The organism is Lysinibacillus sp. NPDC093210 (assembly GCF_044753985.1).
In the GTDB taxonomy this organism is placed as follows: Bacteria; Bacillota; Bacilli; order Bacillales_A; family Planococcaceae; genus Lysinibacillus.
On record NZ_JBIVOE010000003.1, the window covers coordinates 1 to 11,659 of the forward strand.

General features: G+C 32.7%; 14 protein-coding genes. 2 read left to right on the forward strand and 12 right to left on the reverse strand.

Going from position 1 to position 11,659, the window contains the following annotated elements; all coding sequences use genetic code 11:
* Window positions 1–116: 116 nt before the first annotated feature.
* From ACIP9C_RS09175 to ACIP9C_RS09195, 5 genes are all read right to left on the reverse strand, one after another.
* Window positions 117–761 carry an O-methyltransferase gene (locus tag ACIP9C_RS09175; protein WP_401009892.1) on the reverse strand — a complete coding sequence of 215 codons (645 nt, stop codon included), beginning with the start codon at window positions 759–761 and terminating at the stop codon, window positions 117–119.
* Window positions 748–1,128, reverse strand: a complete 381-nt coding sequence (locus ACIP9C_RS09180; RefSeq protein WP_401009894.1) for a hypothetical protein — start codon at window positions 1,126–1,128, stop codon at window positions 748–750. The genes ACIP9C_RS09175 and ACIP9C_RS09180 overlap by 14 nt, the downstream gene beginning before the upstream one ends.
* A 438-nt stretch (window positions 1,129–1,566) precedes the next feature.
* The gene (locus ACIP9C_RS09185; RefSeq protein WP_401010660.1) at window positions 1,567–2,187 is read right to left on the reverse strand and encodes an NAD(P)-dependent oxidoreductase; all 621 of its coding nucleotides are present in this window, start codon (window positions 2,185–2,187) and stop codon (window positions 1,567–1,569) included.
* Between the two features lie 96 nt (window positions 2,188–2,283).
* Window positions 2,284–2,934, reverse strand: a complete 651-nt coding sequence (locus tag ACIP9C_RS09190; protein WP_401009896.1) for a hypothetical protein — start codon at window positions 2,932–2,934, stop codon at window positions 2,284–2,286.
* A gap of 154 nt (window positions 2,935–3,088) precedes the next feature.
* On the reverse strand, window positions 3,089–3,484 hold the full coding sequence (locus tag ACIP9C_RS09195; protein WP_401009898.1) for a hypothetical protein: 396 nt from the start codon (window positions 3,482–3,484) through the stop codon (window positions 3,089–3,091).
* Window positions 3,485–3,872: 388 nt separating this feature from the next.
* On the opposite strand from ACIP9C_RS09195, the gene ACIP9C_RS09200 reads away from it, so the two are divergent.
* Window positions 3,873–4,385, forward strand: a complete 513-nt coding sequence (locus ACIP9C_RS09200; RefSeq protein WP_401009900.1) for a hypothetical protein — start codon at window positions 3,873–3,875, stop codon at window positions 4,383–4,385.
* Between the two features lie 161 nt (window positions 4,386–4,546).
* On the opposite strand, the gene ACIP9C_RS09205 is transcribed toward ACIP9C_RS09200, so the two are convergent.
* The gene (locus tag ACIP9C_RS09205) at window positions 4,547–4,873 is read right to left on the reverse strand and encodes a hypothetical protein (protein WP_401009902.1); all 327 of its coding nucleotides are present in this window, start codon (window positions 4,871–4,873) and stop codon (window positions 4,547–4,549) included.
* Window positions 4,874–5,585: 712 nt separating this feature from the next.
* Between ACIP9C_RS09205 and ACIP9C_RS09210 the strand changes: the two genes are divergently transcribed.
* Entirely contained in the window at window positions 5,586–5,873 is a 288-nt protein-coding gene (locus ACIP9C_RS09210; protein WP_401009904.1) for a transposase, read from the forward strand.
* Window positions 5,874–5,976: 103 nt separating this feature from the next.
* Here ACIP9C_RS09210 and ACIP9C_RS09215 read toward each other — a convergent pair whose 3' ends face one another.
* From ACIP9C_RS09215 to ACIP9C_RS09240, 6 genes are all read right to left on the reverse strand, one after another.
* Window positions 5,977–6,177, reverse strand: a complete 201-nt coding sequence (locus tag ACIP9C_RS09215) for a cold-shock protein (protein ID WP_024360941.1) — start codon at window positions 6,175–6,177, stop codon at window positions 5,977–5,979.
* 321 nt (window positions 6,178–6,498) lie between these two features.
* Window positions 6,499–7,056: a DNA-3-methyladenine glycosylase I gene (locus ACIP9C_RS09220; protein ID WP_401009907.1), complete on the reverse strand. Its 558-nt coding sequence runs from the start codon at window positions 7,054–7,056 to the stop codon at window positions 6,499–6,501.
* Between the two features lie 30 nt (window positions 7,057–7,086).
* Entirely contained in the window at window positions 7,087–7,683 is a 597-nt protein-coding gene (locus ACIP9C_RS09225) for a class I SAM-dependent methyltransferase (protein WP_401009909.1), read from the reverse strand.
* Window positions 7,684–8,102: 419 nt separating this feature from the next.
* On the reverse strand, window positions 8,103–8,294 hold the full coding sequence (locus tag ACIP9C_RS09230) for a hypothetical protein (protein WP_340824153.1): 192 nt from the start codon (window positions 8,292–8,294) through the stop codon (window positions 8,103–8,105).
* Window positions 8,295–8,842: 548 nt separating this feature from the next.
* Window positions 8,843–10,417, reverse strand: coding sequence for a right-handed parallel beta-helix repeat-containing protein (locus ACIP9C_RS09235; RefSeq protein ID WP_401009911.1), 1,575 nt, complete (start codon window positions 10,415–10,417; stop codon window positions 8,843–8,845).
* 270 nt (window positions 10,418–10,687) lie between these two features.
* Window positions 10,688–11,596, reverse strand: coding sequence for a hypothetical protein (locus tag ACIP9C_RS09240; protein ID WP_401009913.1), 909 nt, complete (start codon window positions 11,594–11,596; stop codon window positions 10,688–10,690).
* Window positions 11,597–11,659 lie beyond the last annotated feature (63 nt).

Consider the following 11,659-nt stretch of genomic DNA (forward strand, 5'->3'; position numbering starts at 1 on the left):
AAGCTGCTTGTAATTTTTCCTCTGCAGTATATTTAGCCATAAAAAAACTGCACCTCCAATTGTTAGATGTGTCTAACAATTGGGGTGCAGTTCAAAATCTCGAGGCATTTTGTTACTCATTCTTTTATTTTCACTTTTGAAATTGTGATGCCATCACCAATTGGAATAAGGATAGATTCTAATTGTGGGTGATTAGCCACTGTTTCATTAAATTTTTTCATAATTTCTGTATAACGTTTATTTTTTACACTCTGATCTGCTACACTGCCACCAGCAAGTACGTTATCTGTAACGATTAATGCCCCCTCTTCAGCTAGAGAAAGACAATAGTTTAGGTAGTTTTCATAATTATCTTTATCCGCATCAATAAAGAAAAAGTCAAATCGTTTTTTATCTTCTGCTAATGTTGCGAGACTTTGTAAAGCTGGTCCAGTCATATAGGTTACTTGCTGACTAAATCCAGCTTTAGATAAGTTACTCGCTGCTAACGTTGCATATTTTTCCTCTAATTCAAGAGAAGTTAATTTCCCTGCACTACCAAAGCCCCTAGCTAGACATATTCCACTATACCCTCCAAGTGCGCCTATTTCTAATATTTTTTTTGCACCAGAGATAGATACAAGCATTGTTAAAAATTTACCTGAAGAAGGTGAAACTGAGATTGATGGCATGCCATTTTCTTCAATAGATGAAATAACATCCTCTAATAGCGAATCTTGATGATAAAAAGTTGAATCGATGTAGTCATTAATTTGTTTCATTTATATCTTTACCTTCCGCCTCATGCGGCATAGATTCTTTATTATCAATAATCGTATTTTCATCTTCACTAATCATATCCGTTGTTTCATTTTCTTGGATTTCAAATAATTGGATAAATTCATTAATGACCATATCCATTGCTTTTAATTCTCCAACTAAAATTTGTTGAATTGATTGAAACTCAGGTTGCTCTAATTGCTGTTTAATCGTTGCACGCTTTACATTCATTGTCTCTAAAAAGGCTATAGCTCTGCCTCGACGGAATGTTTTCGGCCCTCGATGATGCGAAGAACTATCTTTTCCTCTGTATCGCTCGCCACGATGATGTCCTTCTCTTTTATATTCTTTAAATTCTTCTCTTCTCATTTTATATCCTCCTTTTGTATACAAATGTATACATCTGATAACAATTTCATTGTATACGTTTGTATACACATTGTCAATGATATACTTCCTCCATAAATTTAAGCCTCTTACAACAGGGGAAAAATTCTTTAATTTATCTGTTGCTAGAGTAAGAATTATAATAATGAATAAAATAATTGTATTTTTATAGTTATCAGGCGGACGGCTAGTCAAAAATAGCTTTCATAGCATATGAATAGTAATGTAAAGCACAATCAGCTTTTACAAAAACTCTCCTGTTTTGAGGCTACTTTCTATCGAAGGTAGCCTTTTTTATTTTACTTTTAACATGCTAGTCATCTATATTTGTAAAAAAACACACTAGCTTTAACAAATTATTGTTAAAACTAGTGTGTTTTAAATTTATACAACTGCTTAAAAAAACATCTTATTTTTCTCTTAGTAAGCAATGCCCACCCGAGATTTCACATATTTTTTACACTGAATTTGCTGGTAGGTAAATTCAGCAGTATCAGCTACTGAGATTTCAGTTCCATCCTCGGGTAAGAAATCTCGTTCTACGCGATAATTACCAGTATAATGTCCATCGGGTAAATATGTAGGGCAAACAATCGTCCATTCCATATCAGATCGTTCTAATATCTTCAATACATTGTGATGTTCTTTTGCTGCTCTTGTTGTCTTTCTTTTCGATTCACTGGACTGATATCGTAGTAAACTAGGCGTTAGACGGCTTTGTAATATTCCTGCTGTTCCTACAGTAATGATTCGGTATACATTTCTCTTTTTCATCTCTTGTAAAACTAGAGGTAAACTTTCTGTCAGTGTATTTGTACCATCAGTATTTAGTGCACTAATGACAACATCTGCATTAGCCATAACAGAAGTAATATCTTCAATGTTTAAGACATTCCCTTGCTTAACATATAAATTTTTATCGGCTATGTTCATTTTACTTGGCGTGCGAACTAATGCTGTTACGTGATGACCTTCTTTTAATGCTAATGAAACAATGTGACTACCTACACGACCAGTAGCACCTAAAACTAATATATTCAGTATAATCACCTCTTTCCTAGCGATTATAGCATAGGTTGTTTTGATTTACTTTTACATAACAATGGGCACATCTCTAAGAGTGTGCCCAGTTATTTACTACTCGATATAAGATGTAGCTATAGCTTGAGCTAAAGTAGTGCCACCATCAACATTTTCATAATTATATGGACCTAATGGTAAACCCCAAATTTCAACAAAATCTCCCTCAAGGAATTCTGTTGTATGATAACCAATTGCAAATATAGCATTAAAATCCATATCTTCAATTAGAATGACTGACACAGGTGTTCCATCATCTAATGTTTCCTCTTGAATTTGAATGATATCGCCAGCAAAAGTTACCATTTGCTCTAAATATGGCTTTACATTTTTATTTAAATGCTTGGAAGTGATTTTATCATCCGCAAGCTTTTTCGTCTTTTGAATTGCATCTTTTGATAATGCAGGGAACAAATCTGCATTTGTTGAAATGAAATTATATGATTGCTTATCCAATGTTAATTGTTCTTCTGTAATACTAGGAACATCTTCTAAATAGTTTCTTGCGTAATTAACCGTTACAACTGGAGCAGCTGCTTCTTGTTCTACTTCGTCTTTGATTTCAGATTCTTTTTCAGGTGATGATTCTTCCTTCTTTGTCTCACTCATTGGTAAAGAGGCGTTACCGCCCTTACTTACTTCATTTCCACATGCTGCTGCCATAATTGCTACTAAAGAAAGTACAGCTATTAATACAAACTTCTTCATCAATAAAATCCTCCCAATATTTCTTTTAACATACTAAATATACCAATAAAGGGAGGTATAAACTATAATAATTTTCCAATATTATTCAATTTAAGATAGTTATTACTATCTATTTTGTCTTATAGTATTTGACCATCTTGCATATACAAAAACTTCAATCAATATTTGTAAGTTGAACATCCACAATAAACAAATTAAAGTTATTTTTTTCGGCAATACTAGTTACTATTTTTTGAATTTTGCTTTCTGTTCTACTATCTAATTTCTCTAAATCATGTAAATGTATTGTAATAATTTGATTGTCCGAGGAGTCAATTAAATATTCAATCGTACTATCAGGTTGATAGCCTTCAGCACGTAACGCCATAATTATTTTTTTAGTTAATTGTGTACTTTGTAATTTTTGTGCTATTTCCTCCGCATTTGTTTGTGAAGAATTAATTTGAGTAATTTGTAAAGTTGAGGGCATTTGATTTTTTAAATAAATTGCTAATAAGATAATCAAAACAATCACTATAAAAAAAAGGCCTCTTTTTAGTCTTTTATGCACCCTCTCTTGCTCTCCTTTTCAAAAAAATACGAAACCTTAAAAAAATCGCTTTTAAAAGAAGAAATTAATAAATGAGGTAATAGCGGTCGTAGAAGTTATATGAAGTTAATTACTGAGGTATAACTTCATACTTCGTTCTCGTTTGGATTGGAGTTAATAGATCATACTTATCACCCATTTAATTTTTAGACTATGTTATCTAACCTTATATTTTTATACCATCCGCTTCTTTTAGGTATACATACCAATTTAATTTTTTTGAAATAATTTTTTGTTTTAAATATATTTGATGGACATTTTACCAAGTCAATAGCATTTCAATTCATAGTATATAAATGTAACGCTGGCGCTCGCATTACAAACAAACTAACAAAAGGGAGATAATAGAATGGAAGATAATAGATATTTCAAACATATGAATTGGGATTACAGTAAATTTGAAAAGAAATGTTGCTGTGGTAAACATGACCAAGAACATAAAGAGAAATCATGCTGTCATAAACATGATGAATGGAAACATAAACAGCATCATTGTGATTGTAAGGAAGATAAACATTGTTGGAAAGAAGAGAAACATTGCTGTAAAGAAGATAAACATTGTTGGAAAGAAGAGAAACATTGCTGTAAAGAAGATAAACATTGTTGGAAAGAAGATAGAGATGAATGCAAAGATGATCACCATCACTGTAAAGGCTGTATTTGTCATTTATTAAAACGATTTGAGTTAGGCACTACAGTTGATGTTTATTTATCAGGTGGGGGTAGCTTCCTTGGAGTAGTATTTTTAAAATTAGATAACAGAAATTGCTGTGCATATTTCGTTGAGAATGGAGCAGCATCTGAACCAATTATCATCGATTGCGAAAGAATTGACGCAATCAGACGTATTGCTACTGTATAATCATAAGCTAGAGATCAACTAACACTTAATAAGCATCTGCTTGCAATCTAGAATACTTTTCAGTCTGCTCAGACAATGTCTGCTGCGTCAACCAGTAATTAATATATCCGCGATTATCAAGCAGATGCTTTCTATATGGTTCTAGCTATGACCATTTAATTTTATTTCAATTGCAAAGCTCCGCCGTTTCCATTTACAATTACTTTTACAATTGGTTCTAGCTTTCCTATAAACACATCTCCTAAATAATCCACATCTATTACAACTGCACGCGGTTCAAAACGTTGGATACTGTCAATAATACGTGCGGTATTCCGTCTCTTTGCAATTTGAAAAGGTACTTCCATCTCCTTTTTCTTATCTCTCGCCCTTTTTTCTGGGTAAGACATGACAAATGTAGATAAAATATAAGCTACATTTTGCAATACTTCATCAACACCTGTTGCATAAAAATCAATATTGCTCGTAGCAGTAACTTGATGTGTCATCCTATCAACCTTTCTACAATAATCCAATTATTTATTTTCATGTTGCGTATATGAATAGTATCATCCCTTTTTCTAATACTGATGCTTGAAGTTTCACTAGGTTCAAAGCAACACTTAGTTATGTATGCCAAAACGGCAAAGTATATGATTAGCTACAATATGCATAGTCTGTCATTTATATTTGTTTAAAAGTACCTTATCTTGTTAAAGCATAATAAATTACATATAACCAACTAAAACAACCGTGTATAATAGCCCAAATTATCGAATGATTAACACTCCATGATATTGTAATAGCGAGAACTGATCCAAATCCTATTCCACTTTTTACAACTGATTTATTCTCCATTTTATACACCTTCCTTTTCGTGTGTAAAAAACGATTCACTTTTATATTCATTTCCCTCCTTTATTTTCATTTACTTTCTCATATCATCAGGTTAATTGTTCTTGTTTATCATGTTGGTCCATAAAACATTATATGTTTTGTAAGGCATAACCATCCTATATTCGCATATAAATTTCTAATTTTACTTATACGGTTGATACCTCTTATACGCCTCTCACTTAATCTTTATTACCCCATTATCAATTATTTAACACTTCTTATTACTTAAATGCTGTTTTCCATATAATAGAATGGGTATGGCTAATACAGTGAATGTTTATGTCTAAATGTCTGTGGTCATAATTAGGTAAAGGAAGTGATTGATTGAAAATTTTATTAGTAGTATCAAGCATAATTGTTCCTGTCGTAATGCTATTGCTTCAAAAGAAAAGCAACATCGTTCGCCTTTTGTTTAACATTCTAGCAGTTCTTACTATGCTCTTATTTGGGGGCATTGCATCTACCTCCATCTATCAAATCATTGTTGATAATGCAGTATTTATGACAACAATCCATGCCATTTTTTTAAATCCACTATTTTTAGTATCTGGTGCTTACATTGGCGTCTTCATTATTTACAGGCTGATGCTATTAACATGGCATGAAAAATAACGTTAACCATCCTACATGAACATTTCTCTGTATATGGATGTTTAAACAGCACAAAAAAAGAGGCTATCCCGAAGGATGCCTCTTTTGCAAATGCAATTATTAATTAAAGTTTAACGATGTTTTTAGCTTGTGGTCCGCGGTTACCGTCTTCCACTTCAAATTCAACTTTTTGACCTTCGTCAAGTGATTTGAAACCTTCACCTTGAATCGCTGAGAAGTGAGCGAATACGTCTGCTTCACCTTCAACTTCGATAAATCCAAAACCTTTTTCTGCGTTAAACCATTTTACTGTACCTTGTTTCATATACGAAACCTCCAAAAAAATAAATTAATAAACAATTTCTTCAAAAAAAATTCACCTATTATAAAAAGTACCGAAAAACACGATTACTTTTGTAATAGGTGAATTCAATATTTTAAATCAAGAAATCTTTTTATTAATTTTATTATATACGAAAACATACCAATTGTCTAGCTGAATTTCGTTATTTTATAAAGCAGACAAGCAATACACCTTTATTTAGGTCACTTTTCAATTGCCATACTTCCATTTTAGAGTTGCATTTGAAGGCGCTTTCTTCTAGACCGATGATACTCATTTTTTTCTTTTACTAACACTCTGCAATTATCTTTTACGACAACCGCATTCAACAATATGATCATTGACCATTCCTACCGCTTGCATAAATGAATAACAAATTGTACTTCCAACAAATTTAAATCCATCTTTTTTTAACTGTTTGCTCATACGTTCACTTAGCTCTGTTGTCGCGGGTACTTCAGCTATAGTTGCCCAATTGTTGACAATAGGTTGATGATCTACAAAAGACCATATGTAATTAGAAAATGATTTATGTTGTTGTTGAACTTTTAAAAAAGCTTGCGCGTTCGTTACGACACTGGCTATTTTTAGTTTATTGCGAACGATACGCTGATCCTCTTTAAGCTCAGCTAACTTATCTTCTGTATACGTGACGATCTTGGAAGCATCAAATTTGTCAAAAGCCTCACGATAGCCCTCTCTTTTTTGTAAAATCGTCCACCAGCTAAGTCCAGCCTGCGCTCCTTCTAGACAAAGCATCTCAAATAAGTGTTGATCGTCATAAACTGGTACACCCCATTCCTTGTCATGATAATCTACGTATAAGGGCTCGTCCAACTTCACCCATTCACATCTTTTCATCTATTCAACCTCCTTGTTAATTTGTATCGGTTATTTTGTGCCTATTATATAGAGCCAGCCATTTTTTGTATGTTCTTGTATGTTCACCGATTGAAAACCTACACTGTCGAATAGCTGCCTTATCTCTATATTGGTTTTATAGTCCTTTCTATGATAATTGATTTTGTATATTTCTGAAATGATAATAAACTGACCACCTTGTTTTAAAACCCTATATACTTCTTTAACATCGTTCGCTAAATCTTGCCAAAAATAATGTGTTTGGCATGCCGTTATTTTATCAAAAAAAGCTTCTGGATATGGAATATTAGAAACACTTGCTTGTTTTACAATTACTTTACCATTAGCTACATCTAACTGATTTACTTTCGTAGTATTTCTTATCGCTTGTTCGGAAAAATCGATTCCATAGATCTTTCCATGGCGATTGATTTTGGATATTGTTTGGATCGTTTTTCCCCCACCACATCCAATGTCTAAAACAACATCTCCATTATCAATTGCACCACTTTGGATTAACCAATTATTCATTCCACTATGAGCTACATTCATAATACGTAGCATTACTGAGCCTATCAACCCTCTTGGACGCTTCGCCTGTTCAATAAGTCTTAGTAAAATAGTCAATTTAATTATGCTCCTTTACTACAAAAGATTTCCTATGCCTTGACTCGTTATATATATTTGTGAATTTGCGTAATACATTTAAAAGAAGTTGTCTAAGAAATGATTCATTTTAATATAAATGATAGGTGTCCCTATGCATTTACGATGGTTTTTGGAATTAATCGTTTTGCCAATCGAGCATGAGCAATGCCGTATTGATTATCATCTCTATCCCATGTATGTTTTCCTTATTATCTTTTACGTTTAGATATCAGTAAAGTTTCAATATTTACCATTTCTAAAACAAGAAAAAATCACAGTTTCATACCACTGTGATTTTTTTATCCTAATATATATATATGAGTTCACTTAATATTGACAAATTGTTCTATGGATCTGTAAGGACATTTTTTGCATTCCTTCGACAAAATCACTCAGCATTAATTTAAATATGTATTGTTTGAAGTATTTCGTTCGCGCTCATCTATTACTAGATGGATAATAAATGCTAGCTGCTGCTCAATTAACAGATTATTTTGATGAAATATATCAGCTATTGCACTTTTTTGGTTATCTGCCAATTCAACCTTCTTAAGCATCAACATAATTTCTTCTTTCGAAAGCCCAAACATCTTTTCTCACCCCATTTCATATTCCAAAAATAATTCACTATTCCAAAAACATTATCCAAAGTTCTAGTACTGAAGACAAGCATTATTATTAATGAACCATTTTTACTAATTATAGGATATAACACACGAATTAATCAATCTAAAAACTAAACTTTCTAATAACTCATTCTTCTATTAAAACACTCATTATTATATTGTATATAATATTACAAATACTTTATTCCTTAATTCCAATAAATTAACAAGGTTTTCTAACATAATACTCCCTTGAGCAATAGTAATAGAATATTATTTTTACTTTAAAAATAAATTTTTTTATGTCGAAATCCAGTAATCTTTGTCAATATTTTGCATGAATTAAAAGTAATCTTCAAGTATTTACACTCGTACCGTCCAAATAATTAATGTATTCTCTCCTTTTTTATTTTTGATACATTTTATTATCTTAGTTGTTCTATAAAAATGACTGTTTTATAGCTAATCATAATGACAATTCACACAAAAAAAAGTAATTTCAAAATTTTGAAACTACTCGTATTACACTTTTTTCATTCTTCCCTATTGCTCACGTTACATGTACTGAACTTCTCAACGAATCGCTGTATTTTTTCAGTCGTTACAGGCTGTATATTTGGACGAGTGATTTTTGAGGAGCTATCTTTTTGGCATTTTCCATCGTTAAATTGCCCTCGTATATATAGCTGACTCTGTTCCTGGACAATTGCTGCTGTTTTGATATGAGCTAAACTCATGTTGACAATTTCAAGAAGGGATTGATTGGTCATTGCTAAAAATGTTCGCTCGGTTTCATCGATTGCGCAATTTTGGATGCGTCCCATTGACTTATCAGACCAAAAAATCGAATAAGGGCTTTGCTGACAGTGCATAAATTTACTGTCTACCACCTCAACAATTGCATCAATACATGTAATACCATTACCTACAATGTGTTTAAAAGTACAATTATTCGCAAATAGACGTGCATTATTTATATAAATATGATGGCTTTCAATATCCTGTATGTGTGTATTTTTAAGTGTAATCTTTGCATGGTCATTGCCATAAATTCCGCCCGTCTGTCCAGAATGTATAATGCATTGATCAACTACAAGCCCACTTGCGTCTACAATAACATGAAATTGTGTATGGTGATGTATATCACATTCAGTCATAATAACTTCCGCTTCGTTAAAAATAGTGACTCCTGTTGTACTACCTGTTCTCACATGACATTTTCGAACCTCAGCTTTACTATTTTCAATAAACAACTGTGGCTTTACATGGTCAAATAACAGACAATCATAGATGATAGCTTTTGATTTTTCACCTATATAAAATCCGTTACTTTGACCATTCGCAATGATACTATCTGACGTAACAATTTCGCTTTCATGGACAACTACATTTGTCCCTATATGATGTTTTATCTCACAATGATCCATTGTTAATTTAGAACCACTAAATACTTGAATCCCTAGATCTTTTCCTCCATGAATTACTGTATTTATCATATTAATTGTGCTTGAGGCAGCAACAATTTGTGTTTTTTCGTGCCCATGAATTTCACAATCCTCTATGGTCATTTTGACATTCCGTATGGCAAAGATTCCATTCATCGCACCCTCTAACAACAAACATTTTGATATTGAAATTTCACTATTTTGCACGATGATTTGTGCCTTGGCATGTTGTTGTATCGAAGACTCCGAAAGTATTACGCTAGACCCATTATCAATTCGCAATCCAAATTGATTGGATGGGCTTGCTATAATATCGACATTTTTCATCATTAGACTTCCAAAGTTCACTGTTACTTGCGTACTCACCATTTGTTGCTCAATTACGCAGTTTTCAAGCTGTAAATCACCTTTAATATATATTCCCTGTCCCTGACTAAAACGAAGATTCCGCATTTCTACATGTGTTTGATAGCGAATAAACACGCCGCCTTTAATTGTGACATCGCCCTTACCATAAAGCGTTAACCTTTTTGAAATCTCTATATTTTCTTCGTAAATGCCATCCCTTATTTCTATAAAGTCACCTACTTTAGCATCCTTTAGCGCCTGATTGATACTTTGGTAACGATGCATTATACTTTTTTTTACAACAAGCGTTGCCATCCACATACCTCCTAACTTTTACGATTTTCCTTAGCTCAGTACCTTTATTCAATCCTCTACATCCTATTTATATACCCATTGAACTTCACGTTATACAATATTGTACAAATAATTTACAATTCACTTGGTACTTCCTAATGATGCCTATTAATTTCAAAAGGAGTAGTTACTGAATTAATCAATATTTCTTATATTTTATAAAGTAATATTCCAAAAAATAAAAACCAGCAATAAAGCGATTAATTCGCTTATTACTGGTTTTTTTCTTAGTTATTTTTTTCGTCTAATGAAGAAAGTTGCTATAATTACTGCAACTAGTACAATGATTGCAACAATCCATATCGTGCTTGAGCTAGTTGAAGTTGTGTCAGTTCCTTCATTCTTTTTCTGTTCTTCTCGTGGTGTTGCTGTTCCTTCATACTTACCTGTTGTATCTTCTGTTGTTTGTTGTGTAGTCGAAGCAATTTGGATATATTGTATTGTCGGTGTATTTGATGATTGTTCTTCTTCATGTCCATGATGGTGACCACCGCTCGTCGTCATTATAGATTTTTCTAAGTTTTGACCAATCCAGCTTTCAGGGTCAGTAGAATCAGCAAAAATACGAGGATGACCTGATAGCATATAGGTTTTGCCTTCAACGATAACGCCAATGTTATCTCCTGTTACAACATCTTCAATTGTTCCAGTTGGTCCATAAGAAAAACCACCCATTTGAAGTAAAGTATGTCCCCCCATATCCATATCTAAGTTTTCAGATAAAAAGGTAATATACTCCTCTTTTGTCAACGTTGCCTCTGGTTTTTCAAATTCATATTTATTATGCAATAATGCTGTATTAATTTCTTTATATGTAATGTCTCCTTCTAACGAAGATACATATTCTTCATTTTTCGCTGCTTGGGCAAGCTCTTCCACCGTTGAACCTTCAAGACCGAAAAATGCTCCTATCCAAGCTGCAAAATCTTTACGGGATAAGTTCTCAGATGGGTTCAGTGCCATGTCGACACCATTATAACCAATAAGCCCCATACTTTGAAGGACCATGATTTCTTCTATATTGGCTGAAGTTGCAGAAACATCTGTATAAAGCATACTTTTATCCATCGTATGCGCAGAAGCTGCTGCAGGTGCCATAAGAAGTGCACTCATTAATATTAATAGTATATATTTTCTCAATTTTACTCCACCTTCCATTACAATAGTATATCGTTTAATTGTGATGAAAGTATGAAATCAGAT